Origin of the sequence: Helicobacter pylori (genome assembly GCF_014497725.1) — a bacterium.
Classification (GTDB): Bacteria; Campylobacterota; Campylobacteria; order Campylobacterales; family Helicobacteraceae; genus Helicobacter; species Helicobacter pylori_DE.
The window spans coordinates 1-26,783 of the sequence record NZ_JACTGF010000014.1 but is presented as its reverse complement, the minus strand read 5'-3'; the positions used below and the strand labels follow the sequence as shown (position 1 = coordinate 26,783).

At 38.0% G+C, this 26,783-nt stretch carries 29 protein-coding genes and 1 pseudogene; 28 read left to right on the top strand and 2 right to left on the bottom strand.

Features of this window, described 5'->3' with window-relative positions; genetic code table 11:
* The first annotated feature begins 742 nt into the window (after positions 1–742).
* Positions 743–922: a hypothetical protein gene (locus tag H7N69_RS08145; RefSeq protein WP_077654679.1), complete on the top strand. Its 180-nt coding sequence runs from the start codon at positions 743–745 to the stop codon at positions 920–922.
* A gap of 33 nt (positions 923–955) precedes the next feature.
* Here H7N69_RS08145 and H7N69_RS07640 read toward each other — a convergent pair whose 3' ends face one another.
* Positions 956–1,390, bottom strand: coding sequence for a hypothetical protein (locus tag H7N69_RS07640; RefSeq protein ID WP_187885331.1), 435 nt, complete (start codon positions 1,388–1,390; stop codon positions 956–958).
* Positions 1,391–1,558: 168 nt separating this feature from the next.
* Between H7N69_RS07640 and H7N69_RS07635 the strand changes: the two genes are divergently transcribed.
* The 27 genes from H7N69_RS07635 (at position 1,559) to H7N69_RS07505 (ending at position 26,430) form a co-directional block, all read left to right on the top strand.
* Positions 1,559–2,860, top strand: a complete 1,302-nt coding sequence (locus H7N69_RS07635) for a DUF2130 domain-containing protein (protein ID WP_165559050.1) — start codon at positions 1,559–1,561, stop codon at positions 2,858–2,860.
* 44 nt (positions 2,861–2,904) lie between these two features.
* The gene (locus tag H7N69_RS07630) at positions 2,905–5,178 is read left to right on the top strand and encodes an ATP-binding protein (RefSeq protein ID WP_000526980.1); all 2,274 of its coding nucleotides are present in this window, start codon (positions 2,905–2,907) and stop codon (positions 5,176–5,178) included.
* Positions 5,179–5,192: 14 nt separating this feature from the next.
* A complete protein-coding gene (gene fmt, locus H7N69_RS07625; protein ID WP_187885329.1) occupies positions 5,193–6,104 on the top strand; it encodes a methionyl-tRNA formyltransferase in 912 nt (303 codons plus the stop codon).
* Positions 6,101–6,739, top strand: a complete 639-nt coding sequence (locus tag H7N69_RS07620; protein WP_187885327.1) for a biotin--[acetyl-CoA-carboxylase] ligase — start codon at positions 6,101–6,103, stop codon at positions 6,737–6,739. Before fmt ends, H7N69_RS07620 begins: the two co-directional genes overlap by 4 nt.
* A gap of 5 nt (positions 6,740–6,744) precedes the next feature.
* A complete protein-coding gene (soj, locus tag H7N69_RS07615; protein ID WP_001877067.1) occupies positions 6,745–7,536 on the top strand; it encodes a chromosome partitioning ATPase Soj in 792 nt (263 codons plus the stop codon).
* A gap of 3 nt (positions 7,537–7,539) precedes the next feature.
* Positions 7,540–8,412, top strand: a complete 873-nt coding sequence (locus H7N69_RS07610) for a ParB/RepB/Spo0J family partition protein (protein ID WP_001107344.1) — start codon at positions 7,540–7,542, stop codon at positions 8,410–8,412.
* Between the two features lie 110 nt (positions 8,413–8,522).
* Positions 8,523–8,957 (top strand): FoF1 ATP synthase subunit B', encoded by a 435-nt coding sequence (locus tag H7N69_RS07605; protein WP_001027603.1) that lies wholly within the window; start codon positions 8,523–8,525, stop codon positions 8,955–8,957.
* 3 nt (positions 8,958–8,960) lie between these two features.
* Positions 8,961–9,476, top strand: coding sequence for a F0F1 ATP synthase subunit B (locus H7N69_RS07600; RefSeq protein ID WP_077643583.1), 516 nt, complete (start codon positions 8,961–8,963; stop codon positions 9,474–9,476).
* Positions 9,477–10,019 carry a F0F1 ATP synthase subunit delta gene (locus H7N69_RS07595; protein WP_033585512.1) on the top strand — a complete coding sequence of 181 codons (543 nt, stop codon included), beginning with the start codon at positions 9,477–9,479 and terminating at the stop codon, positions 10,017–10,019.
* 22 nt (positions 10,020–10,041) lie between these two features.
* Complete coding sequence (gene atpA / locus H7N69_RS07590; RefSeq protein ID WP_000080532.1) at positions 10,042–11,553, top strand: F0F1 ATP synthase subunit alpha; 1,512 nt, start codon at positions 10,042–10,044, stop codon at positions 11,551–11,553.
* A gap of 14 nt (positions 11,554–11,567) precedes the next feature.
* Entirely contained in the window at positions 11,568–12,473 is a 906-nt protein-coding gene (gene atpG, locus H7N69_RS07585; RefSeq protein ID WP_000002184.1) for an ATP synthase F1 subunit gamma, read from the top strand.
* 32 nt (positions 12,474–12,505) lie between these two features.
* On the top strand, positions 12,506–13,906 hold the full coding sequence (gene atpD / locus H7N69_RS07580) for a F0F1 ATP synthase subunit beta (protein ID WP_015644767.1): 1,401 nt from the start codon (positions 12,506–12,508) through the stop codon (positions 13,904–13,906).
* 10 nt (positions 13,907–13,916) lie between these two features.
* Positions 13,917–14,288, top strand: coding sequence for an ATP synthase F1 subunit epsilon (atpC, locus tag H7N69_RS07575; RefSeq protein ID WP_001196331.1), 372 nt, complete (start codon positions 13,917–13,919; stop codon positions 14,286–14,288).
* A 10-nt stretch (positions 14,289–14,298) separates the two neighbouring features.
* On the top strand, positions 14,299–14,877 hold the full coding sequence (locus H7N69_RS07570) for a MotA/TolQ/ExbB proton channel family protein (protein ID WP_000887328.1): 579 nt from the start codon (positions 14,299–14,301) through the stop codon (positions 14,875–14,877).
* Positions 14,878–14,920: 43 nt separating this feature from the next.
* Entirely contained in the window at positions 14,921–15,322 is a 402-nt protein-coding gene (locus tag H7N69_RS07565) for an ExbD/TolR family protein (RefSeq protein WP_001105112.1), read from the top strand.
* An 18-nt stretch (positions 15,323–15,340) separates the two neighbouring features.
* Positions 15,341–16,135: an energy transducer TonB gene (locus tag H7N69_RS07560; RefSeq protein WP_187885325.1), complete on the top strand. Its 795-nt coding sequence runs from the start codon at positions 15,341–15,343 to the stop codon at positions 16,133–16,135.
* Positions 16,132–17,385 (top strand): Tol-Pal system protein TolB, encoded by a 1,254-nt coding sequence (gene tolB, locus H7N69_RS07555; protein ID WP_187885323.1) that lies wholly within the window; start codon positions 16,132–16,134, stop codon positions 17,383–17,385. The genes H7N69_RS07560 and tolB overlap by 4 nt, the downstream gene beginning before the upstream one ends.
* Positions 17,386–17,451: 66 nt before the next feature.
* Positions 17,452–17,991, top strand: a complete 540-nt coding sequence (locus tag H7N69_RS07550) for an outer membrane protein Omp18 (protein WP_187885321.1) — start codon at positions 17,452–17,454, stop codon at positions 17,989–17,991.
* A gap of 7 nt (positions 17,992–17,998) precedes the next feature.
* A complete protein-coding gene (locus H7N69_RS07545; protein WP_187885319.1) occupies positions 17,999–18,994 on the top strand; it encodes a tol-pal system YbgF family protein in 996 nt (331 codons plus the stop codon).
* Positions 18,981–19,538 carry an FKBP-type peptidyl-prolyl cis-trans isomerase gene (locus H7N69_RS07540; protein ID WP_001179345.1) on the top strand — a complete coding sequence of 186 codons (558 nt, stop codon included), beginning with the start codon at positions 18,981–18,983 and terminating at the stop codon, positions 19,536–19,538. Before H7N69_RS07545 ends, H7N69_RS07540 begins: the two co-directional genes overlap by 14 nt.
* Before the next feature lie 32 nt (positions 19,539–19,570).
* Complete coding sequence (locus tag H7N69_RS07535) at positions 19,571–19,777, top strand: hypothetical protein (RefSeq protein ID WP_078243730.1); 207 nt, start codon at positions 19,571–19,573, stop codon at positions 19,775–19,777.
* Between the two features lie 63 nt (positions 19,778–19,840).
* Positions 19,841–20,044, top strand: coding sequence for a flagellar biosynthesis anti-sigma factor FlgM (locus H7N69_RS07530; RefSeq protein ID WP_001864146.1), 204 nt, complete (start codon positions 19,841–19,843; stop codon positions 20,042–20,044).
* A gap of 143 nt (positions 20,045–20,187) precedes the next feature.
* A complete protein-coding gene (dcm, locus tag H7N69_RS07525; RefSeq protein ID WP_187885317.1) occupies positions 20,188–21,144 on the top strand; it encodes a DNA cytosine methyltransferase in 957 nt (318 codons plus the stop codon).
* Positions 21,145–21,273: 129 nt separating this feature from the next.
* Positions 21,274–21,708: a hypothetical protein gene (locus H7N69_RS07520; RefSeq protein ID WP_022576361.1), complete on the top strand. Its 435-nt coding sequence runs from the start codon at positions 21,274–21,276 to the stop codon at positions 21,706–21,708.
* 1 nt (position 21,709) lies between these two features.
* Positions 21,710–23,530 (top strand): flagellar hook-associated protein FlgK, encoded by a 1,821-nt coding sequence (flgK, locus tag H7N69_RS07515; protein WP_187885315.1) that lies wholly within the window; start codon positions 21,710–21,712, stop codon positions 23,528–23,530.
* 187 nt (positions 23,531–23,717) lie between these two features.
* Positions 23,718–25,421 carry a gamma-glutamyltransferase gene (gene ggt / locus H7N69_RS07510; protein WP_187885313.1) on the top strand — a complete coding sequence of 568 codons (1,704 nt, stop codon included), beginning with the start codon at positions 23,718–23,720 and terminating at the stop codon, positions 25,419–25,421.
* A 238-nt stretch (positions 25,422–25,659) separates the two neighbouring features.
* Positions 25,660–26,430 (top strand): HP1117 family Sel1-like repeat protein, encoded by a 771-nt coding sequence (locus H7N69_RS07505; protein ID WP_187885312.1) that lies wholly within the window; start codon positions 25,660–25,662, stop codon positions 26,428–26,430.
* Positions 26,431–26,433: 3 nt separating this feature from the next.
* Here H7N69_RS07505 and H7N69_RS08140 read toward each other — a convergent pair.
* Positions 26,434–26,674 (bottom strand): annotated as a pseudogene (locus tag H7N69_RS08140) (hypothetical protein).
* Positions 26,675–26,783 lie beyond the last annotated feature (109 nt).

The following is a 26,783-nucleotide window of genomic DNA, read 5'->3' as shown; positions in this document are numbered from 1 at the left end:
CTCCTTTCTAGAGAAAAGCTTTTAACATTCGCTTGTTAAAAGCCAAGAGTATTACCTGACAAAAGAACTTCTTTTGCTTAGTTTTGAAAGATTGAGCTTATTCTTTCTTTTTTACTTCTTGATTTTTTCTTATTTTTTGCTTAAACTTTTTAATTCTTGTTTGTTTTTAATATTTCTTGCTTATTTGTATTGGATTTCTTAAATCTTACTTCTTGTTTTTTTCCATTCTTATTTTTTACTTATTGCGTTTTAATTCTTATGTTTAACTTTTTGTTTTTTACGATTTAATATTAAAGTTTTAGTTTTGGTGTTTTGCTTCTTGTTTCTTTGTGTTCTTAAGGTTTTTTACTGCTTATAATCTTAGTTTGTTGTTTCACCTTGTCTTTTGCTTGCTTGATTTTGGTTTCTTACTGCTTATGGTTTTTACTTCTTGCTTTTTATTTAGTTTGATTTTGATTTGATTGTGTTTCGTGTTTGTGTTTTATTTTTCTTAAATCTCATTTCTTTTGTTTGAGTGTTGGATTTAGTGTTGGACTTTCTTAATTCTTATGTTTGGACTTTTTGATTCTTGTTTCTTTGTGTTCTTAAGGTTTTTTACTGCTTGTGGTTTGTGGCTGTTGTGTTGGAGTTTTACTTGTTACTTCTTGGGTTTTAATTTCTTATTCCTTACTTATTGCGTTTTAATTCTTATGTTTTAATGTTTGGTTTCATGTTTTTAGTTTTTCTTGCTTCTTAACGTTTAGTGGGTTTGTTGTTTTTAAGGGGGTTTAGTGGGGTTTGGTCGTTGGGTTTTATTTTTTTAAGCCTTATCTTTATCTTATCCTTCATTTCTTGCTTGTTTTGTTTCTTGTTTTTGATTTGCTTGTTTTTGATTTCTTGCGTGTTAAGTTTTATTTTTTGTGAAATGCATATAAGGGAGTAGGGGTTATTCTTGATTTTTTAACGCCCTGTATTTCTAGGGTTTTAGGAGTTCAAGGATTTGGGTTGTAATTCCTTTCGGATCTAATTGAACAAGTTGTTGGCGTTCAAAATTACGCGCTTGAAAATCAATGCAATGCAATAATTCAAAAATAATAAAATCGTTTTCATAGGGGGCAATTAGGCGCATGCCCGAATAATGGAATTGAGCGCAAGAGAGTGCAATAAATGCACTGTAGGGTTTTAATAGGGGATTTTCATTGTGTGGGTTGAGTTTGATAATACCTCCAAAAGCAATTGTTTTTATATTTTGTAAAATAACTTGTTCTAAAAAATAATTGAGAAGTAAAGCTCTATGCGCCGATGCGGGTCTAGGGATAGATACCTTTTGTAATGCTAATGCAAGACTTCTTCCCATCGTATTGTTCCTTAAAACTTGCGCTTTTGGGACAACTTGCAACTGATCGATCATTATCTCAATTGCTTCATTTTCTTCATTTATAATGTAGTTTTTATGCGAAAGGCATTTTTGCCTTGTTTAAAGCCCTATTTTACGTGAACTTATTGGATAAAACCTGCTTAAGTTAAATTGATCCCATTCTGTTATAAAATATAAAAAATCAAATCTTAAAGGAAAACCATGCAAGAAAATCAGACCATTCCTTTTAAATGCCCCAAGTGTCAAGCACCAATTAATGTGAGTGAAGTGCTATACAAACAGATTGAGCGAGAAAATCAAAATAAGTTTTTAGCCCAGCAAAAAGAATTTGAAAAAGAGATGAATGAAAAAAGAGTGCAGTATCACACTCATCTTAAAATGTTAGAGCAAAAAGAAGAGGCTCTAAAAGAGCGAGAGAAAGAGCAACAGGCTCAATTTGATGAGGCGGTCAAACAAGCGAGCGCACTAGCCTTGCAAGATGAAAGGGCTAAGATCATTGAAGAAGCCAGAAAAAACGCTTTTTTAGAGCAGCAAAAGGGCTTGGAATTGTTGCAAAAAGAATTAGACGAGAAGTCCAAACAAGTTCAGGAATTGCACCAGAAAGAAGCGGAAATTGAAAGGCTCAAAAGAGAAAATAACGAAGCAGAGAGCCGATTGAAAGCGGAGAATGAAAAAAAATTGAATGAGAAATTGGATCTGGAAAGGGAAAAAATAGAAAAAGCCTTGCATGAAAAAAACGAATTGAAATTCAAGCAGCAAGAAGAGCAATTAGAAATGTTAAGAAACGAGTTGAAAAACGCTCAAAGAAAGGCGGAGTTAAGCTCGCAGCAATTCCAAGGCGAGGTGCAGGAATTGGCGATTGAAGAGTTTTTGAAGCAAAAATTCCCCTTAGATAGTGTTGAAGAGATTAAAAAAGGGCAAAGAGGGGGCGATTGCATTCAAGTGGTGCATACTAGGGAATTTCAAAATTGCGGGAAAATTTATTATGAGAGCAAACGCACTAAAGAATTTCAAAAAGCTTGGGTGGAAAAGCTTAAAAGCGACATGCGAGAGATTGGGGCTGATGTGGGGGTCATTGTGAGTGAAGCGTTGCCTAAAGAGATGGAGAGGATGGGGTTATTTGAAGGGGTGTGGGTGTGTTCGTTTGAAGAGTTTAAGGGGTTGAGCGCGGTGTTAAGAGAGGGGGTTATTCAAGTGAGTTTGGCTAAAAAAAGTCAGGAAAATAAGGGCGATAAAGTGAATCTGCTCTATCATTATTTGACAAGCTCTGAATTTTCTATGCAAGTGAATGCGATTATAGAGGGGTTTGAGCAATTGAGAGCGGATTTAGAAAGCGAAAAACGCGCGATGGCTAGGATCTGGAAAAGCAGGGAAAAACAAATTGACAAAGTGTTTGAGGGCACGATTAACATGTATGGCTCTATCAAGGGCATTGCGGGTAATGCGATAGGGCAAGTGAAGGCGTTGGAGCTTGGGTATGATGAGGGGGATTTAGAGGATTAGTTTTAGTCTTTGTGGTATGCTTTGAGGTAATATTAGGAGAAAATATGGGCAATAAAGACAAACAACAGCAGAATGTAAGCAGTGGGATTTCTCAAATCTCATTAAAAAAGGTGGCAACTTTTGATGAAAATGGGGCGAGTTTTGAAAATTTAAAGTCTATTAACTTTATTTATGGGGCTAATGGGAGCGGTAAGACAACCACTTCTAGTTTTTTAAAAAATATAGCTGAAAATGGGATTGAAGACAAGTTTGCTAATAGCAAAATAGCATGGTATAACAATGAGAGTTTAAAGATTGAAGTTTATAACAAGCAATTTAAAGAAGAGCAATTGAGAAACTCTCAAGTTAAAGGCATTTTTACGCTCGGTAAAAAAACAAACGAGAATTTAGAAAAAATTGAGAGCAAGAAAGAATTAATAAACAAAGAGAATGAAAAGAAAATAAAAAATGAAGCAAGCTTGAAAAAAATCACACAAGAAAAGGAATGGAAAGAAAAGGATTTTGCTGATAGTTGCTGGGAAAAGCTTTATAAAAAATTTGAAAAGGATTTTAAAGAAACGCTAGAAGGTTTTAAGCGTAAAGAGAAGTTTAAAGAAAAAATCCTTAAGGAATTTGAAAACGATAAATACAATCAAAGCAAAATAGTAGGGTTAGAAAAATTAAAGGAAAAAATTGAGATTGTTTTTGGTGAAAACCAAACAGAATTGGCGTTATTGGAATGCGATTTAACAGATTTTGATTCTATTGAAAACCATTCTATTTGGGAACAAAAAATTGTAGGGAGTGGTGATGTAACCATTGCAGATTTAATAAAAAAATTAAGCAATGAGGATTGGGTAGCTCAAGGTAGAGAATATGTAAAAGATAATAGTATATGCCCTTTCTGTCAAAAAGAAACCATTACTGAAGAATTTAAAAAACAACTAGAATCTTATTTTGATACAAGTTATCAAGAATCCACTGACACAATCAAAAAAATGAAAGAAGACTACACAAACAAAACCGCTGAAGCGTTGGAGCGACTTGATAAGATTGTTAAAACGGAGCAGAATAATTCACAAACTAAACTAGATACAGAAAATTTGAAAAGAATTATTGAAACCTTGAGAAGTAAAATCAATGGGAATCAGCAAAAGATGATTGATAAAAGTAAAGAAATGAGCAGAAATTTTAAGCTTGATAGCAATAAAAACGAGATAGACGCAGTTAGAGATTTGATTAAAAAGGCTAATGAGCAAATAGCCAATTATAATGAGATGATAAAGGATATTGAAAAACAGAAAAAGAGTTGTAAGGAACAAACTTGGAAATTTCTAATCAATGAATTTAAAAGTGATATACAAGAATATAATAAAAAGTATTGCGGTTTGGAGAAAGGAATAAACAATTTAGAGAAAGAAATTAGTGAAAATCAAGAAAAGGTAAAGAAATTAGAAAATGAAATTAAGGAATTAGAAAAAAACATGGTAAGCATAAAGCCCATTGTCAATGAAATCAATACGCTTTTAAAAGGGTATGGATTCACGAATTTTAGTTTGGCATGCACTGAAGATGAAAAATTTTATCGTATTCAAAGAGAAGATGGTCAATTAGTGGGAGAAACACTGAGCGAAGGTGAAGTTACTTTCATCACTTTCTTATATTATTATCATTTAGTAGAAGGCTCTTTAAAAGAGAACGATATATCAAAGAATAAGGTTTTAGTGATTGATGATCCTATTTCAAGTTTGGATAGCAATATATTGTTTATGGTGAGTGTTTTAGTTAAGGATCTTATGAAAGGAACCATGAAAGAAAAAACAAATATCAAGCAAATTATTATACTAACCCACAACACATATTTTTACAAGGAAATTACATTAGAACATGATTTAAAATGCTATCAAGGGAAATATTCTTTTTGGATAATTAAAAAGGATAATAATGTTTCAAAAATTAAAGATTATAAAGAAAATCCTATTAAAAATTCCTATGAATTGCTATGGCAGGAAGTAAAACAAGCAAAAGAAAATAATGCTTCTTGGGTGTCTTTACAAAATGTTATGCGAAGAATTATTGAGTATTACTTTAGGATTTTAGGCGGTTTTAAACATAATGACAGCTTGAGTAAATGTTTTGAAAATATTGAAGAAGGACGAGTGTGCAATTCTTTCATTTCATGGCTTAATGATGGCTCTCATGGGATTTCAGATGATTTGTTTGTGCAAAGTCAAGATACAAGTATTGAGACATATTTAAAAGTTTTTGAAAAAATATTTAAAGAAACCGGTCATGGAGCTCATTTTAAAATGATGATGGGAATAAAAGAGCTAGATTAAAAACAAGGAATAACATGCGCATCGTATTTATGGGAACGCCGGGGTTTGCTGAAGTGATCTTAAGGGCGTTAGTTGGAGATAAAGACATAGAAGTGGTGGGGCTATTCACTCAAATGGATAAACCTTTTGGGCGTAAAAAGGAATTGAAAGCCCCAGAGACTAAAACATACATTTTAGAAAATCATTTAAATATCCCCATTTTCCAACCGCAAAGTTTGAAAGAGCCTGAAGTTCAAATCTTAAAAGACTTGAAGCCTGATTTTATCGTGGTGGTGGCTTATGGTAAGATTTTGCCTAAAGAGGTTTTAACCATCGCTCCTTGCATTAATTTGCATGCGTCGTTATTGCCTAAATACAGGGGGGCTTCGCCCATTCATGAGATGATACTCAATGACGATAGGATTTATGGCATAAGCACCATGCTTATGGATTTGGAGTTGGATAGCGGGGATATTTTAGAAAGCGCTTCTTTTTTGAGAGAAGATTATTTGGATTTAGACGCTTTAAGTTTAAAATTAGCGCATATGGGAGCGGATTTACTTCTTTCAACGCTCAAAAATTTCTCTTCCATCACAAGAAAACCTCAAGATCACATGCAGGCTAGTTTTTGTAAAAAAATCACTAAAGCCGATGGTTTAGTGGGTTTTAAAGACGCTAAAAGCTTGTTTTTAAAATCGCTTGCGTTTAAATCTTGGCCAGAAATCTTTTTAGAAAACAGCCTTAAACTTTTAGAAGTGGAGTTGGTGGAGAATGAAAAGAGCCACAAGGAAGGCGAGATTTTAGAAATTGATGAAAAAGGCGTTCTTGTGGGTTGTTTGAAGGGTAGCGTGCGTATAGCAAGGTTGCAAGCGGTGGGTAAAAAGCCTTTGAAAGCGAAGGATTATTTGAATGGCAAGCGTTTGAAAGCGGGCGGTATTTTGGCATGAGACAATGTGAAAAAAGGGTTTTTGAGAGCCTGCCTTCCACGCAAACCTATCTTTTAGAAAAACTCAAAAATAACGAATTCAAAGCCCCTGTTTTAGTCTTGGCTAAAAACCAAAGCACTGGGATAGGCAGTAGGGGGAATATTTGGGAGGGCGTGGAAAGCGCTTTGACTTTTTCGCTCGCTTTAAACGCAAGCGATTTGCCTAAAGATTTGCCCATGCAAGCGAACGCTTTGTATTTGGGGTTTTTATTCAAAGAGGTTTTAAAAGAATTAGGCTCTCAAGCCTGGCTTAAATGGCCTAACGATTTGTATTTGGGGGGTCAAAAAATAGGGGGCGTGCTGGTTAATATTTATAAAGGCATGCGGGTGTGTGGGATTGGCGTGAATAGGGTTTCAACAAAATGGGCATGTTTAGATATTGGCGCAAGCGACGATTGGATTATAGAGGGCTTTTTAAAAAAAATAGAAGAAAATCTGTTTTGGGGGGAAGTTTTAAGTAAGTATGCGTTAGAATTTCATAGAAGCAACTCTTTTAACTTCCATAATGATTGCGGCGAAGCGGTGAGTTTGAAAGATGCGGAATTGTTAGAAGACGGCCGTATTTGTATTAAAGGTAAGATTTATGATAGGATGTGAGTATGATGAATGAAATCATTGCAGTGGCCAATCAAAAAGGAGGTGTGGGCAAAACGACAACAGCGGTCAATTTAGCGGCTTCTTTAGCGGTGCATGAAAAAAAAATCTTGTTGATTGATTTTGACCCCCAGGCTAACGCCACTTCAAGCTTGGGTTTTAGGCGCGATAAAATTGATTATGATATTTATCATGTGCTGATTGGCCGTAAGCAAATTTCTCAAGTGATCTTAAAAACCCAAATGCCTTTTTTGGATTTAGTGCCTTCTAATTTGGGTTTAGCCGGGTTTGAAAAAACCTTTTATGACAGCCAAGATGAGAATAAACGAGGCGAGCTCATGCTCAAAAACGCTTTAGGGAGCGTGGTAAAGCTTTATGATTATATTATTATTGATTCCCCGCCAGCTCTTGGGCCTCTCACGATCAATTCGCTTTCAGCAGCCCATTCGGTGATCATTCCCATTCAATGCGAATTTTTCGCCCTTGAAGGCACTAAATTATTGCTTAACACCATTAGAATGTTGCAAAAAAGCACGAACCCTAAGCTCAAAATCAGAGGTTTTTTACCTACAATGCATGTCCCTCAACTCAATTTGACAAAAGGGGTTTTAGCGGAATTGTTCAAGTATTTTGACTCAGAATTTTTTAGAGATTCGGTTACAGGCGAGTATATTATGATCCCTAAAAGCGTGAAATTAGCGGAATCGCCTAGCTTTGGTAAGCCCATTTTGCTCTATGATATTAAATCTAATGGCAGTATCGCTTATCAAAAATTAGCTCAAAGCATTCTTCAAGGGTAGCATATGGCAAAAAATAAAGTGTTGGGTAGGGGTTTAGCGGATATTTTCCCTGAAATCAATGAAGTGTATGAGCAAGGGCTGTATGAAAGAGCGAATCGGGTTGTGGAGCTTGGTATTGATGAGGTGATGCCTAATCCTTACCAGCCCAGAAAAATCTTTAGCGAAGATTCTTTAGAAGAATTAGCGCAATCCATTAAAGAACATGGTTTGTTGCAGCCGGTTTTAGTGGTGAGTGAGAACGGGCGTTATCATTTGATCGCAGGCGAAAGGCGCTTAAGAGCGAGCAAATTGGCTAAAATGCCCACGATTAAAGCGATTGTTGTGGATATTGAGCAAGAAAAAATGCGTGAAGTCGCTTTGATTGAAAATATCCAGCGAGAAGACTTAAACCCTTTAGAATTGGCTAGATCGTATAAAGAATTGCTTGAAAGCTATCAAATGACCCAAGAAGAGCTGTCTAAAATCGTTAAAAAATCCAGAGCTCATGTGGCTAATATCATGCGTTTATTGACGCTTTCTTCTAAAGTTCAAAACGCTCTTTTAGAAGAAAAAATCACTTCAGGGCATGCAAAAGTCTTGGTAGGTTTAGATGAAGAAAAACAAGAATTGATCTTAAATTCCATCATAGGGCAGAAACTCAGCGTGCGCCAGACAGAAGATTTAGCGCGTGATTTTAAAATAAACGCAAATTTTGACAATAAAAAACATGGTTTCAAAGAAACCCAAACGCTCATCGCTGAAGATGAATTAGAACGCTTTAATCAAAGTTTGTGGGATCATTACAAGCTTAAAGCGGCTTTGAAAGGGAATAAAATAGTTTTACGATGTTATGAAAATTCTCTTTTAGAGGCTTTTATGAAAAAAATGATGTCTTAACGCTTGAATATTCTCAAATTTTAAGCGATTTTTTGTTAAGATAGAGTTAATGTTTTTATAACAAATGCGAGTTTCAAATATTTTGTAGGATTTTAGGAAAGAAATAGGTTATGAATATATCGGTTAACCCCTATTTAATGGCGGTCGTTTTTGTGGTGTTTGTGTTATTGTTGTGGGCGATGAATGTTTGGGTGTATAGGCCTTTGTTGGCTTTTATGGATAACAGACAGGCAGAGATAAAGGACAGCTTGGCTAAAATCAAAACGGATAATGCCCAAAGCGTGGAGATTGGCCATCAAATTGAGACTCTTCTTAAAGAAGCCGCTGAAAAGCGTAGGGAAATGATAGCAGAAGCGATTCAAAAAGCCACAGAGTCCTATGACGCTGTGATCAAGCAAAAAGAGAACGAACTCAATCAAGAGTTTGAAGCGTTTGCAAAGCAATTACAAAATGAAAAGCAAGTGCTAAAAGAGCAGTTGCAAGCGCAAATGCCGGTATTTGAAGACGAGTTAAACAAGCGTGTGGCTATGGGTTTAGGGAGTTGATGGATGTTTTTAGTTAAAATGGTGTTAGGGTTTTTGATCCTTTTAAGCCCTTTGTGTGCTACTGGATTGGATATTTCACAAACAGATATTATAGAGCGTTCTTTAAATTTTCTCTTATTTGTAGGGATTTTGTGGTATTTTTTGGCTAAAAAACTGCGTTCATTTTTACGCTCCAAAAGCCTTGAAATCTCCAAACGCTTAGAAGAGATTCAAGCCCAACTCAAAGTGAGTAAAGAAAATAAGAAAAAACTCTTAAAAGAATTAGAGCAAGCCAAAGAAAAAGCGGAATTGATTATTTCTGATGCGAATAAAGAAGCTTACACGATCACGCAAAAATACGAATTGCAAACCAAAATGGATGTGGAAAATTTGATCAAAAATTCTAAGGCGTTGATGGATTTAGAAGTTAAAAAGATCAAAAGAGAGCTGGTTGAAAGCGTTTTTAAAGATCTAAGAGAGAGCAAAAAAGTGTCTTTCAATGTGCAAGATTGCGTGAATATTTTGAAACAAAGGCTTTAAATGCAAGATTTAAAAGTGATCTCTAAGCATTACGCTAAGGCGTTGAAAAACCACACTAAAGGCGATTTAGCGTTATTGGAAGAAATTGTCGTAGGGCTTAAAAATTTAGCAGAAGCTATAAAATTGCACAAACTCCATCAAGTGTTAGCCCATGTTTCTTTAAAAGTTAAAAAAGAGGTTGTATTTGAAATTGTAGAAAAAATAACTCCCACAAAAGCATGTTCAATTTTAAAGCCTGTAATGGAAGTGGCGTTAAAAAATAACCGGCTTGACATGCTAGAATTAGTCGCTGAAGAGCTGTCCTTTGATTCTAAAAGGACTTTAGAAGCCACGCTTTTAGTCCCACAAAAGCTTGAAAATAATGAACTAGAAGCCGTGCAACAAAAATTGCAAGCTCGTTTTAACGCTCCTGTAGAAATCGCTCAAGACACTTGGTCTAAAAAGGGGATTTCTTTGAGCGTTTCAAGCCTAGATTTAGAAATAGGCTTTTCTAAAGAAGATATTTTAAAAAAGATAGAAAAACAGGTTATTCAATCCATTTAATCAATCTAAGGAGATAAAGATAATGTCCCAACTAAAATTGGAAGAAATCAGCTCGGTTATTGAAGAAAAAATCAAGAATTTTGAACTTGATTGCGATATGGCTCAAGTAGGAAAAGTCGTTTCATACGCTGATGGTGTGGCTAAGGTTTATGGCTTAAATGGTGTGATGTCGTATGAAGTGCTGGAGTTTGAAACAGGGGATAAAGGCGTTGCGGCTAACTTAGAAGAAGATAGCGTTGGCGTGATTGTGTTTGGTTTTGGCAATAATATTAAAGAGGGGACTAGCGTTAAACGCACGAAGAGTTTGATGAAAGTTCCTGTTGGCGATGCGGTTGTGGGGCGCGTGTTGAACGCTTTGGGTGAGCCTATTGACGGTAAGGGCGAGATAGAAACGAATGAGTTTAGCCTAATAGAGCAAAAAGCCCCGGGCATTATGGACAGAAAATCTGTGCATGAGCCTTTACAAACTGGCATTAAAGCCATTGATGCGTTGGTGCCTATTGGGCGCGGGCAAAGGGAATTGATCATTGGGGATAAACAAACCGGTAAAACCACCGTAGCGATCGATGCGATCATTAACCAAAAAGGGCAAAATGTGATCTGTATCTATGTGGCTATTGGGCAAAAAGAATCCACTGTCGCGCAAGTGGTCCGCAAATTAGAAGAATACGGAGCGATGGAATACAGCGTCGTGATCAACGCTTCGGCTTCAGATTCAGCTGCGATGCAATATTTAGCCCCTTATTCAGGTGTGGCTATGGGGGAATACTTTAGAGATCATGCCCGCCATGCCCTAATCATTTATGATGATTTGAGTAAGCATGCTGTCGCTTACAGAGAAATTTCTTTGATTTTGAGAAGACCCCCAGGTAGAGAGGCTTTTCCTGGAGATGTGTTTTATATCCACTCACGGCTTTTAGAAAGAGCGGCTAAACTTTGCGATGAAAAGGGTGCCGGCTCTTTGACCGCACTCCCTATTGTGGAAACTCAAGCGGGCGATGTTTCAGCTTATATCCCTACGAATATCATTTCTATTACAGACGGGCAAATTTTCTTAGAAACGGATTTGTTTTATTCAGGAATCCGCCCGGCTATCAATGTGGGCTTATCGGTTTCAAGGGTTGGAGGGGCCGCTCAAATCAAAGCGACCAAGCAGGTTTCAGGGACTTTGCGCCTGGATTTAGCGCAATACAGAGAGTTGCAAGCCTTCACGCAATTCGCTTCTGATTTAGATGAAGCGAGTAAAAAGCAATTAGAAAGGGGGCAACGCATGGTGGAAGTGCTGAAACAAGCCCCTTATTCGCCCTTACCGATTGAAAAGCAAGTGGTCATTATTTACGCTGGGGCTAAGGGCTTTTTAGACAGCGTGAGCGTGAAAAAAGTCGTGGATTTTGAAGAACAACTGCACCCTTTCTTGGAAGCAAAATACCCCCAAGTTTTAGAAGAAATCCACACTAAAAAAGCGCTAGATAAGGATTTAGAAGCCATGCTAAGAAAAGTCTTAGAGGAATTCAAGCTCACTTATAGCGAGTAGGAGACGGCTAGAATATGGCGAATTTAAGAGACATTAGAAAGAAAATTGGAAGCGTTAAAAACACGCAAAAAATCACGCATGCGATGAAACTCGTTTCCACTTCCAAGCTAAGAAAGGCCGAAGAAGTTGCAAGAAATTCCAGAGCGTATGCATTGAAGCTAGACGCTGTGTTTGATGATGTGCTATCCAAGATGAAAAATCAAGGGATTGAAGACATTCAAAGCAAGTATTTTAGGGAACTAGAAAGACTTGAAATCAAAAAAGTGGATATTATTTTTATCACAGCTGATAAGGGGCTTTGTGGGGGCTTTAACACCAATACCATTAAAAAAGTTTTAGCATGCACGAATGAATACAAAGAAAAAGACATTAAAGTGCGTTTGCGCGGTATTGGTAAAAAGGGTAATGAGTATTTTAGCTTTAACGGGATAGAGGTTTTAGACAAGATCAATAATTTGAGTTCTATGCCTAATTATGAACGCGCGCAGGAATTCATGAAAAAAGTGGTAGAGGATTATTTGAGTGGGAAAACCGATAAGGTGATCATCATTCATAATGGCTTTAAAAACATGATCACTCAAGAAATAAGAGTCAAAACAATTTTGCCTATTGGGTATAAAATCATCCACCAAAACCCCCAGCCTAGTGAGACGCAAGAGACTATTACTAGTGAGCCAAGCGGGAGTGAAGATGAAATTTTAGACTCTTTAGCAGAAAAATATGTGGAGTATAGTTTATACTACGCTTTGATTGATTCTTTGGCCGCAGAGCATAGCGCTAGAATGCAGGCTATGGATACAGCGACGAATAACGCTAAAGACTTGGTTAAGACTTTAACCATTTCTTATAATAAAGCCAGACAAGAGGCGATTACGACCGAGCTAGTAGAAATCAATGCTGGTGTAGAAGCCCTAAAATAAAAATTACATTAAAATAAGGAGCGATGAAAGCGATGGAAGGTAAAATCATTCAGGTTTTAGGCCCTGTGGTAGATGTGGAATTTGAATCCTATCTGCCGGCGATTTTTGAAGCGTTAGACATTAATTTTGAAGTCAATGGCACTCAAAAATCTTTAGTTTTAGAGGTGGCAGCCCATTTGGGCGGCAATCGGGTGCGAGCGATTGCTATGGATATGACAGAAGGCTTAGTGCGTAACCAAGTGGTGAAGGCTCGTGGCAAAATGATTGAAGTGCCTGTGGGCGAAGAAGTGTTAGGGCGTATTTTTAATGTTGTGGGCGAGAGCATTGACAATTTAGAGCCGCTTAAGCCGTCCTTAACTTGGCCCATTCACAGGAAAGCCCCTAGTTTTGAACAGCAAAGCACTAAAACAGAAATGTTTGAAACCGGCATTAAAGTCATTGATTTGCTCGCACCTTATTCTAAAGGCGGTAAAGTAGGCTTGTTTGGTGGGGCTGGCGTGGGGAAAACGGTGATCATTATGGAGCTTATCCACAATGTGGCTTATAAGCATAACGGGTATTCAGTGTTTGCGGGTGTGGGGGAGCGCACCAGAGAGGGGAATGATCTGTATTTTGAGATGAAAGAAGGGGGCGTTTTAGACAAAGTCGCGCTGTGCTATGGGCAAATGAATGAGCCACCAGGCGCAAGGAATCGCATCGCATTCACCGGCTTGACAATGGCGGAGTATTTCCGTGATGAAAAGGGCTTAGATGTGTTGATGTTCATTGATAACATCTTTAGATACGCTCAAAGCGGTGCGGAAATGAGTGCGCTACTAGGCCGTATCCCTTCAGCCGTGGGGTATCAGCCCACGCTAGCCGGGGAAATGGGGAAACTGCAAGAGCGCATCGCTTCCACTAAAAATGGCTCTATCACTTCCGTTCAAGCGGTGTATGTGCCAGCAGACGACTTGACTGACCCAGCCCCTGCTTCGGTGTTTGCGCACTTAGATGCGACTACGGTGTTGAATAGAAAGATCGCTGAAAAAGGGATTTATCCAGCAGTTGATCCTTTGGATTCCACTTCAAGGATTTTAAGCCCTCAAATGATCGGCGAGAAGCACTATGAAATCGCTACCGGTATCCAGCAAGTTTTGCAAAAATACAAGGATTTGCAAGACATTATTGCGATTTTGGGCTTAGACGAATTGAGCGAAGAGGATAAAAAGATTGTTGAGAGAGCCAGAAAAATTGAGAAGTTTTTATCCCAGCCGTTTTTTGTGGCTGAAGTGTTTACGGGAAGTCCCGGTAAGTATGTGACTCTCCAAGAGACTTTAGAGGGCTTTGGAGGGATTTTAGAAGGTAAATACGATCATATTCCCGAGAACGCATTTTACATGGTGGGCAGCATTCAAGAGGTTTTAGAAAAAGCTAAAAACATGAAAAATTCCTAAGGGTTTTGTGATGGCTTTGTTGAAAATTAGTGTGGTAGTTCCTGAGGGGGAAGTTTATACAGGAGAGGTTAAAAGCGTTGTGTTGCCAGGAGTTGAAGGGGAATTTGGGGTGCTTTATGGGCATAGCAACATGATCACTTTGCTTCAGGCGGGAGTGGTTGAGATTGAAACCGAAAACCAAAAAGAGCACATTGCGATCAATTGGGGCTATGCAGAAGTCACTAATGAACGGGTGGATATTTTAGCCGATGGGGCGGTCTTTATTAAAAAAGAATCAGACGACAGAGATGATGCTATCTCTAGGGCTAAAAAGCTTTTAGAGGACGCAAGCTCTGACAGGTTAGCTGTCTCTAGCGTGCTGGCTAAGATTGAGTCTCTTTAAGGGGATAATCATGTTAGATTCAATCGTTTATTTTTTCAATAAGAGCGGGTTTGTTACCACGCTTGTTTTAGTTTGGATTTCGCTTTATTTGGTGATGACTTTATGGGTGTTTTTGTATAAAAGCATTGTGTTAAAGATTGAACTCAGGCGCGAGATGCAATCTTTGTCTAACATTCTTAATGGAGCGCAAGACGCTCCAGAGCATTTTATGTTTAATAAAAAAAGAAATGATGAAACCAAAAGGTATTCTAATGAATTGTTGCAGGCTTGGAAACATCAAGTTCTTAAACAAAGCACGACGGGTTTAGTGGTGTTGAGCATCATCTCTTCTACAGCCCCCTTTATTGGCTTGTTTGGAACGGTGGTTGAAATTTTAGAAGCGTTTAACAATTTGGGCGCGTTGGGTCAAGCTTCTTTTGGGGTGATCGCGCCCATTATTTCTAAGGCTCTTATTGCCACCGCTGCAGGGATTTTAGCGGCCATTCCAGCCTATTCTTTTTACTTGATTTTAAAACGCAAGGTGTATGATTTATCGGTTTATGTGCAGATGCAAGTGGATATTTTGTCTTCTAAAAAAGAAAGCTTTTAAGGGGATTTTATAAATATCTTAAATAGGGAGTTAGAAGGTTTTTATGAATTATGATAACTATTGGGATGAAGACAAACCAGAACTCAATATCACGCCCTTAGTGGATGTGATGCTTGTTTTATTGGCTATTCTTATGGTAACGACGCCCACTCTCACTTATAAAGAAGAGATTGCTTTGCCTTCTGGTTCAAAAACTGCTAGAGCCACTCAAGATAAAGTGATAGAGATCCGCATGGATAAAGACGCAAAAATCTATATAGATAGTCAAACCTATGAATACAACTCCTTCCCGGATACTTTCAACTTGCTTTCTAAGAAATACGATAAAGATACTAGGGTTAGTATCCGCGCGGACAAACGATTAACTTATGACAAAGTGATTTATTTGTTAAAAACGATTAAAGAAGCGGGTTTTTTAAAAGTTTCTTTAATCACAAGTCCTTAAAAAGTAGGGCCAATTTGCATGAGTAAGAGCGCGATTTTTGTTCTTTCTGGCTTTTTAGCGTTCTTGCTCTATGCTTTGTTATTATATAGTTTGTTGTTAGAAAGGCATAATAAAGAAGCAGAGAAAATCCTTTTAGATTTAAATAAAAAGGACGAACAAGCCATTGACTTGAATTTAGAAGATCTGCCAAGCGAGAAAAAGAATGAAAAAATTGAAAAAGTAACGGAAAAACAGGGCGATTTTTTAGAGCCTAAAGAAGAACCCAAAGAAGAGCCTGAAGAAAGCCTTGAAGATATTTTTTCTTCACTCAATGATTTTCAAGAAAAGACAGACAAAAACGCCCAAAAAGACGAGCAAAAAAATGAACAAGAAGAAGAACAAAGGCGTTTAAGAGAGCAACAACGCTTGAAACAAAACCAAGAAAACCAAGAGATGTTGAAAGGTTTGCAACAAAATTTGAATCAATTCACGCAAAAATTAGAAAGCGTTAAAAACAAGACTTTAGATTTGCAAGTCCCTAAACAAGATGGGGTTGATGAAAAAGCCTATCAAAAATGGTATGCTCAAATCTATCAAATTTTATATAAAGGTTGGAGGGGCGTTTTTTATCACAAGGCTTCAGTGAGTGCGTTGATTATGATCACTAAAGATGGGGAGTTTGATTATACCATTCTTAGCTACTCTGATTTTAAGGATTATAACAAGAGCGTGATGACCCTTTTAGATGATTTAAAGAAAGTGGATTTCCCCCCATATCCTGGAGGAAACATGATTTCTATTAAAGTTAATTTTACGACCAAGGAAGAACAATGAGGTATTTATGGCTTTTTTTAATATACACTATAGGGCTTTTTGCAACAGATAAAACGCTAGATATTATTAAAACCATTCAAAAACTTCCTAAGATTGAAGTGCGCTACTCCATAGACAACGATGCCAATTACGCTTTAAAATTGCATGAAGTCTTAGTGAACGATTTAAAGACTAGCCAGCATTTTGATGTTTCTCAAAACAAAGAGCAAGGCGCTATCAATTACGCAGAACTCAAGGATAAAAAAGTCCATCTTGTAGCGCTTGTGAGCGTGGCGGTAGAAAACGGCAATAAAATTTCACGATTAAAACTTTATGATGTGGATACAGGAACGCTCAAAAAGACTTTTGACTACCCCATTGTAAGTTTAGATCTATACCCTTTTGCAGCGCACAACATGGCCATTGTGGTGAACGATTATTTAAAAGCCCCTTCTATCGCTTGGATGAAGCGCCTTATTGTTTTCTCTAAATACATTGGACCAGGAATCACAAATATCGCACTGGCCGATTATACGATGCGTTATCAAAAAGAAATCATCAAAAACAACCGACTCAATATTTTCCCTAAATGGGCGAACGCTGAGCAAACGGAGTTTTATTACACGCAGTATGGCGAAAGAACGCCCATGATTTTAAAATACAACATTCAAAAAGCCACTCATGAGAATATCGCTAGCTCTCAAGGAATGGCTGTGGTCTCTAGCGTGAGTTCTGATGGCTCTAAAATTTTAATGTCTTTAGCCCCTGATGGCCAACCGGATGTGTATTTGTATGACACGCATAAAAAAACTAAAACTAAAATAACGCGCTATCCTGGGATAGATGTCTCAGGAGTGTTTTTAGAAGATGACAAGTCTATGGCTTTTGTTTCGGATAGATCCGGTTATCCTAACATCTACATGAAGAAATTGGGCTTAAAAGAGAGCGCGGAGCAACTCCTTTATGAAGGAAGAAGCAATGAATCCATTGACGCTTATAAAGATAGTATTGTGTATGTGAGCCGGGAAAATCTTAATGAATTTGGCAAAACGGTGTTTAATTTGAATCTGATCACTCTAAACAGCAAATATATCCGCAGACTTACCGTGAATGGCTCTAACCAGATGCCTCGTTTTTCTACGGATGGGAGAAATATCATGTATATCAAAAAGACACCCCAAGAATACGCCATGGGGCTTATTTTGCTAGACTATAACCAGAGTTTTTTATTCCCTTTAAAGAATGTGAAAATACAAGCCTTTGATTGGTAAGGTTAAATTAAGCGAATGTGAGTTAATATTTACATTCATTGAAATTTTATTTTTGGAGAATTTATAATGAAGAGATCTTCTGTATTTAGTTTCTTGGTAGCTTTTTTATTGGTAGCTGGCTGTAGTCATAAAATGGATAATAAGACTGTGGCTGGCGATGTGAGCGCTAAAACGGTTCAGACTGCACCTGTTACTACAGAACCAGCTCCAGAGAAAGAAGAGCCTAAAGAGGAGCCAGCTCCAGTGGTTGAAGAAAAGCCGGCTATTGAAAGCGGGACTATCATTGCTTCTATTTATTTTGATTTTGACAAGTATGAGATCAAAGAATCCGATCAAGAGACTTTAGATGAGATCGTGCAAAAAGCTAAAGAAAACCACATGCAAGTGCTTTTGGAAGGCAATACCGATGAATTTGGCTCTAGCGAATACAACCAAGCACTTGGCGTTAAAAGGACTTTGAGCGTGAAAAACGCTTTAGTCATTAAAGGGGTAGAAAAAGATATGATCAAAACCATCAGTTTTGGCGAAACCAAACCCAAATGCATCCAAAAAACTAGAGAATGCTACAGAGAAAACAGAAGAGTGGATGTCAAATTAGTGAAGTAATTCTAGGATGAAAAGGCTTTTTTTTATCCCTTTTATCGCTCCCTTTTTTCTCAATGGGGAGCCTTCAGCGTTTGATTTGCAAAGCGGAGCTACTAAAAAAGAACTCAAGCAGTTGCAAGTCAATAGCAAGAATTTTTCTAATATTTTGACCAAAATCCATTCGCAAGTGGAGGCTAACACTCAAGCTCAAGAGGGTTTGAGGAGCGTTTATGAGGGGCAGGCTAATAAGATTAAAGATCTCAATAACGCTATCCTTTCCCAAGAAGAATCCTTGCGAGCCTTAAAAGCCTCGCAAGAAGTGCAAGCTAACACGTTAAAGCAACAATCGCAAACTTTAGAGGATTTGAGGAATGAGATCCACGCTAACCAGCAAGCTATCCAGCAGTTAGACAAGCAAAACAAAGAGATGAGTGAGTTATTGACCAAGTTAAGCCAGGATCTGGTTTCACAAATCGCCTTAATCCAAAAAGCCCTCAAAGAACAAGAGGAAAAAGCTGAAAAGCCGCTCAAATCAAGCGTTCGATCCAATGAGACCCCCCTTTCAAAAGCCGACGCGCCCAAAAGCCAAGAGAAAAAAACCCAAGAAAAGGCAAAAATTGAGTTTGATAAAGATTTGTCCAAGCAAAAAGAGATCTTTCAAGAAGCTCTGTCTTTTTTTAGAAATAAATCCTATGCAGAAGCCAAAGAGCGTTTGTTGTGGTTAGAAGCCAATAGTTACAGACTTTATTATGTGCGTTATGCGCTTGGAGAAGTGGCTTATGGGGAAAAGAGATACAGAGAAGCGATCAAGTATTACAAAGAGAGCGCTCTTTTAAATCAAAAAGCGTCTTACATGCCTGTGCTTTTGTGGCATACGGCATGGTCGTTTAAAAAAATCAAAGACGATCAAAACTATTATAAATTTTTAAACACTTTGCAACGCTTGTATCCTTCAGGCGAACAAGCTAAAATGGCGCAAAAAATCTTAGAAAACAAGGAGAAACACTACCATGCAAAACCATGATTTAGAATCAGTCAAACAAGCCGCTTTGATTGAATATGAAGTGAGGGAGCAAGGCTCTAGCGATGTGCTAGATAGTAATATTTCTAAAGAGCCTTTAGAGTTTATCATAGGCGCTAATCAAATCATAGTAGGGTTAGAAAAGGCGGTATTAAAGGCTCAAATTGGCGAGTGGGAAGAGGTTGTTATCGCCCCAGAGGAGGCTTATGGGGTTTATGAAAGCGGTTATTTGCAAGAAGTCCCTAGGGATCAATTTGAAGGCATTGAATTAGAAAAAGGCATGAGCGTTTTTGGGCAAACTGAAGACAATCAAACCATTCAAGCCACTATCAAAGACTTTAGCAACACGCATGTGATGGTGGATTATAACCACCCGTTAGCCGGGAAAACTTTAGCGTTCCGTTTCAAGGTTTTAGGTTTTAGGGAAGTGAGCGAAGAAGAGATTCTAGCTTCACACCATGATAGTGGGACAGGTTGCTGTGGCGGTCATGGGGGTCATGGCGGAAAGAAAGGTGGGGGTTGTGGTTGCTCATGTTCGCATGGGTAGTGAGGTATAGGCATGTTTAAAAAGGCAAGGTCATGAATAGTTCTAACCTCAAGAATTGGCTATTCCCTACCGTTTGCTTTTTTTTATTTTGTTATATTTTAATTTTTTTAATGTTTTTTATGTTTAAAAGTTTGCAATCGCAATCGTTTGGCTCTGTGGCAGAAACCGGAAAAAAACCCATCACCACCACCAAGAAATTTGGTAAGGAATTGCAAAAACAGATTTCAAAAATCCATTAACTTTTTTTCTTTTTTGCCGATACTTGCTGTAATGGAATGAATATCAAATTAAAGGATTTTACAATGATTAATGCCGTTTCTTCTCTTGCTCCGGTGCAGTCTTTGGGGAATTATAAGCGTGTGGAAAAGAATGAAAAAGTTGAAAACAATGAGGCCGCTCTTGATAGGGTAGCTGAGATCAAGAAAGCGATTGAAAATAACCAGTATAAAATCAACTTGCATGAGACTTCTCACAAAATGGCACAGGATTTATTGGGGATAAGCTAGGGGGTTTAAGGGCTTCATTTCTAGGGGGTTTGTTCTTGTTGTGATTTTGTTTTTCATTAAATTTTAGTTTCTCTGTGTTTTAAAATGAGTTTGTTGCTTTTTTAAATAGGGCGTGTTTTTAGTCGTGTGTTAGGAATGATTGATTGGGAATTTTAACTTTTATGGATTTTTGCTCTGGCATTGGTGGAGGCCGTTTGGGCTTGGAGCGATGCCATTTAAAATGCGTAGGGCATGCCGAAATCAATGATGAAGCCCTTAGAACTTATGAATTATTTTTTAAAGATACCCATAATTTTGGGGATTTGATGCGAATCAATCCTAATGATTTGCCCGATTTTGATGCACTCATTAGTGGGTTTCCTTGTCAAGCTTTTTCTATCAATGGCAAAAGGAAGGGACTTGAAGATGAAAGAGGGACGATTATTTATGGGATTATTCGTATCTTAAAAGTCAAACAGCCCAAATGTTTCTTGCTTGAAAACGTTAAGGGCTTGATCCATCATAAGCAACAAGAAACTTTTAAAACCATTATCAAAGCCTTGCAAGAAGCGGGCTATACAACTTATTATCAAATTTTAAACAGCGCTGATTTCCAATTAGCCCAAAAGAGAGAGCGCCTTTATATCGTAGGGTTTAGGAAGGACTTGAAACGCCCATTTAATTTCCCTTTAGGTTTAGCCAATGATTATTGTTTTAAGGATTTTTTAGACGCTGATAACGAATGCTATTTGGATACAAATAACGCTGCATTTCAAAGATACTTGCGCAACCGATACAACCATAACCGGGTTTTTTTAGAGGATATTTTAACTTTAGAAAACGCCGTTTTAGACACGAGACAATCTGATTTAAGGTTGTATTTTAATGTTTTTCCTACCTTAAGGACTTCTCGGCATGGCTTGTTTTATACCCAAAAAGGCAAAATCAAAAGATTAAACGCTATTGAAAGCCTGCTTTTACAAGGGTTTCCTAGAGATTTGATCGCTAAGATTAAAGACAACCCTAACTTTAAAGAAAGCCATTTGTTATCCCAAGCGGGGAATGCGATGAGCGTGAATGTGATTGCCGCTATCGCTAAGCAAATGTTAAGAGCGATTTAAAGGGAAAATGATTTCAAAACACCCCCTATCCCCTTAAGAAAATGAGTTTTACAACAAACCGAAAAATCCAAAATAAAACGGCATAGTATTTGCTTGAATATGGCTGAAACAAGAGCTAAAGGATTTGTTATGGTCGTTTTACATTCCCATTTAGAAAACGCGCTAAACCAATTGAAAGAATTGATTGATTTAACCGAGCGCGATATAAGAGACATCAAGCTCGCTAAACACGCCGAAATTTTTGAAAGAAACCATCAAAAACAGCTAGCGATTCAAGCTTTTGAACAAGAAAAAGCGGGTATAGATGCGCAGATGTTGTCTTTAAAAAATCAATTCCCTGATAAAGAAATGAGTGAATTATTAGACGAAAAAACGAGCGATTTTTTAAACCAAATGCGAGAATCCTTGCTTGTTTTGAAAGAAAAAAACTTGATTTATTCGCGCATGGCATTTGCGGTTTCTGAATTTTATTCTTCGCTCATCCAACAAATCATTCCCCATGACACTTGCGATTATAAAGGCTCTAGGCATGTGGGGAGTCATTTTTTAAGAGTGCAGGCGTAAAATGGGCGGAATCTTATCTTCACTCAACACTTCTTACACCGGCTTGCAAGCCCATCAGAGCATGGTGGATGTTACCGGGAATAATATTTCTAACGCCAGCGATGAATTTTATAGCCGTCAGCGCGTGATTGCAAAGCCTCAAGCGGCTTACATGTATGGCACTAAAAATGTGAATATGGGCGTGGATGTAGAAGCCATTGAAAGGGTGCATGATGAGTTTGTTTTTGCTCGTTACACGAAGGCTAATTACGAAAACACTTATTACGATACAGAGTTTTCGCATTTAAAAGAAGCGAGCGCGTATTTTCCGGATATTGATGAAGCGAGCCTTTTTACGGATTTGCAAGATTATTTTAACTCATGGAAAGAATTGTCTAAAAACGCCAAAGACTCCGCTCAAAAACAGGCTCTCGCTCAAAAAACAGAAGCTTTAACGCACAACATTAAAGACACCAGAGAAAGATTAACGACCTTACAGCACAAAGCGAGTGAAGAATTAAAAAGCGTGATTAAAGAAGTCAATAGTCTGGGTTCTCAAATCGCTCAAATCAATAAACGCATTAAAGAAGTGGAAAACAACAAGAGCTTAAAGCATGCGAATGAATTAAGGGATAAGCGAGATGAGTTAGAGTTTCATTTGCGAGAGCTTTTAGGGGGGAATGTTTTTAAAAGCAGCATTAAGACTCATTCGCTCACCGATAAAGACTCAGCGGATTTTGATGAGAGCTATAACCTTAACATTGGGCATGGGTTCAATATCATTGATGGTTCTATTTTCCATCCTTTAATGGTTAAAGAGTCCGAAAATAAAGGGGGTTTGAATCAAATCTATTTTCAAAGCGATGATTTTAAGCTCACTAATATTACTGACAAGCTCAATCAAGGGAAAGTGGGGGCGTTATTGAATGTGTATAATGACGGCTCTAACGGGACTTTAAAAGGCAAATTGCAAGATTATATTGATTTGTTGGATTCTTTTGCTAGGGGTTTGATAGAATCCACGAATGCGATTTACGCTCAAAGCGCGAGCCATCATATTGAAGGCGAGCCTGTGGAATTTAATAGCGATGAAGCCTTTAAAGACACTAATTACAATATCAAAAACGGCTCGTTTGATTTAATCGCTTACAACACCGATGGTAAAGAAATCGCCAGAAAAACCATTGCTATCACGCCCATTACAACCATGAACGATATTATCCAAGCCATTAACGCTAACACCGATGACAATCAAGACAACAATACCGAAAACGATTTTGATGATTATTTCACAGCGAGCTTTAACAATGAGACTAAAAAATTTGTTATCCAGCCTAAAAACGCTTCGCAAGGGTTGTTTGTCTCTATGAAAGATAACGGCACGAATTTTATGGGAGCGTTAAAACTCAACCCTTTTTTTCAAGGCGATGACGCTTCTAATATCAGCTTGAATAAAGAATATAAAAAAGAGCCTACCACTATCCGCCCATGGCTTGCTCCCATTAACGGGAATTTTGATGTGGCGAACATGATGCAGCAATTGCAATACGACAGCGTGGATTTTTATAACGACAAGTTTGACATTAAACCAATGAAAATCAGCGAGTTTTATCAATTTTTAACCGGTAAAATCAACACGGACGCTGAAAAATCAGGGCGTATTTTGGACACTAAAAAGAGCATGTTAGAAACCATTAAAAAAGAGCAACTCTCTATTTCGCAAGTGAGCGTGGATGAAGAAATGGTGAATTTGATCAAGTTTCAAAGCGGTTATGCCGCTAACGCTAAGGTCATTACGGCTATTGATCGGATGATAGACACTCTATTGGGGATTAAACAATAAGATTTTTATCAATAGCGTTTTTATCAAATAAGCCTTATTTAACTTATTTTTAAGCTTTATTTATTTTAAAACTCATTAACGATAATGGTTAATAGTATTATATAAGCGGTAAGCGAGAGAGTGTTTTGTAAAGCTTGTGTTATAATAACAACGAAATTTTAAGCGTAACTGATTGAAAGGAAAACAGATGAGACGGAGTTTTTTAAAGACGATTGGCTTGGGCGTGATAGCGCTCTCTTTGGGGTTGTTAAGCCCTTTGAGTTCAGCGAGTTACCCCCCCATTAAAAACACTAAAGTGGGGTTAGCCCTTTCTAGCCACCCGCTAGCCACTGAAATTGGGCAAAAGGTTTTAGAAGGGGGAGGTAATGCGATTGATGCGGCGGTAGCGATAGGTTTTGCTCTAGCGGTTGTCCATCCTGCAGCAGGCAATATTGGTGGGGGGGGTTTTGCGGTTATCCATTTAGCTAATGGCGAAAATGTTGCCTTAGATTTTAGAGAAAAAGCCCCCTTAAAAGCCACTAAAGACATGTTTTTAGACAAGCAAGGCAATGTGGTCCCTAAACTCAGCGAAGATGGCTATTTGGCGGCTGGGGTTCCTGGAACGGTGGCAGGCATGGAAGCGATGCTTAAAAAATACGGCACCAAAAAACTATCGCAACTCATTGATCCTGCCATTAAATTGGCTGAAAATGGTTATGCGATTTCACAAAGACAAGCAGAAACCCTAAAAGAAGCAAGGGAGCGGTTTTTAAAATACAGTTCTAGCAAAAAGTATTTTTTTAAAAAAGGGCATCTTGATTATCAAGAAGGGGATTTGTTTGTCCAAAAAGATCTAGCCAAGACTTTGAATCAAATCAAAACGCTAGGCGCTAAAGGCTTTTATCAAGGGCAGGTCGCTGATCTTATTGAGAAAGACATGAAAAAAAATGGGGGGATTATCACTAAAGAGGATTTAGCCAGTTACAATGTGAAATGGCGCAAACCCGTGGTAGGGAGTTATCGTGGGTATAAGATCATTTCTATGTCGCCACCAAGTTCGGGAGGCACGCATTTGATCCAGATTTTAAATGTCATGGAAAATGCGGATTTAAGCGCCCTTGGGTATGGGGCTTCTAAGAATATCCATATCGCTGCAGAAGCGATGCGTCAAGCTTATGCGGACCGATCGGTTTATATGGGAGATTCTGATTTTGTTTCGGTGCCGGTGGATAAATTGATTAATAAAGCGTATGCCAAAAAGATTTTTGACACTATCCAGCCAGATACGGTTACGCCAAGCTCTCAAATCAAACCAGGAATGGGGCAGTTGCATGAGGGGAGCAACACCACGCATTATTCTGTAGCGGACAGGTGGGGGAATGCAGTCAGCGTTACTTACACCATTAACGCTTCTTATGGGAGCGCTGCTAGTATTGATGGGGCAGGATTTTTATTGAACAATGAAATGGATGATTTTTCCATAAAGCCAGGAAATCCTAATCTCTATGGTTTGGTAGGGGGCGATGCGAATGCGATTGAAGCCAATAAGCGCCCTTTAAGCTCCATGTCGCCTACGATTGTGTTGAAAAACAATAAGGTTTTTTTGGTGGTGGGAAGCCCTGGAGGGTCTAGGATTATCACTACGGTGTTGCAAGTGATTTCTAATGTCATTGATTACAACATGAATATTTCTGAAGCGGTTTCAGCCCCTAGATTCCACATGCAATGGTTGCCTGATGAATTAAGGATTGAAAAGTTTGGCATGCCCGCTGATGTGAAAGATAACCTCACTAAAATGGGCTATCAGATTGTTACTAAGCCGGTTATGGGCGATGTGAATGCGATCCAAGTTTTGCCTAAAACTAAAGGGAGCGTTTTCTATGGATCAACGGATCCAAGGAAAGAATTTTAATCCTAATTTAGCCTTATTTTTTGGGAGAGGGACTTTTTTAGTGAGAAAGTCTTGAATTAGTTTTAAGATTTATAAAAATAGTGTAAAATTTCTCATTACAAGAGACGATACTAGATCTAAATGGTGTGTGCAGAATGGAGTTTGAGAATGTTTGTTAGTTCTAGGACGCATGCAGTTTCTTTTTAAGATTGGTAGCTATGGCATTATGTTTGATCTTATTAATAACAGAGGAGCAACAATGGGATACGCAAGCAAATTAGCCTTGAAGATTTGTTTGGTAAGTTTGTGTTTATTTAGCGCTCTTGGTGCAGAACACCTTGAACAAAAAAGGAATTTTATTTATAAAGGGGAGGAAGCTTATAATAATAAGGAATACGAGCGGGCGGCTTCTTTTTATAAGAGCGCTATTAAAAATGGCGAGCCGCTTGCTTATGTTCTTTTAGGGATCATGTATGAAAATGGTAGGGGTGTGCCTAAAGATTACAAGAAAGCGGCTGAATATTTTCAAAAAGCGGTTGATAACGATATACCTAGAGGGTATAACAATTTAGGCGTGATGTATAAAGAGGGTAGGGGCGTGCCTAAAGATGAAAAGAAAGCCGTGGAGTATTTTAGAATAGCTACAGAGAAAGGCTATGCTAACGCTTATATCAACTTAGGCATCATGTATATGGAGGGTAGGGGAGTTCCAAGCAACTATGCGAAAGCGACAGAGTGCTTTAGAAAAGCGATGCATAAGGGTAATGTAGAAGCTTATATCCTTTTAGGGGATATTTATTATAGCGGGAATGATCAATTGGGGATTGAGCCAGACAAAGATAAGGCGATTGTCTATTATAAAATGGCGGCTGACATGAGTTCTTCTAATGCTTATGAAGGGTTGTCAGAATCTTATCGGTATGGGTTAGGCGTGGAAAAAGATAAGCAAAAGGCTGAAGAATACATGCAAAAAGCATGCGATTTTAACATTGATAAAAATTGTAAGAAAAAGAACACTTCAAGCCGATAATTCTCAAACTTGGGCTTGATTCAAGGATTTTTTGTTTTATACTAAGTGGCGTGTTTTTTGAACAATTGATTTGAAGCGACAGATTAAAGATATTGCATTTTTCATGGCTAAATAGCTTTATACTAAAAACTTTAGCCAAAATATTGTTCGCTATAATTTTGCTGTTTGCCTTGCCTAAATACTCCCCCTGCCTTAACAAACCCCCTAAATTTACAAACTCCAAGCAATAGCGAGCGGTTTTCATAAGCTTTTTAAAAACGACGCTAAGATTGCCGAGAGTCTAAAGCCAGCCACCACCAAGAACTTAAGCCAAGGTTTAGCCACCACTCTAAGCGGAGCGTTAAAATATCAAT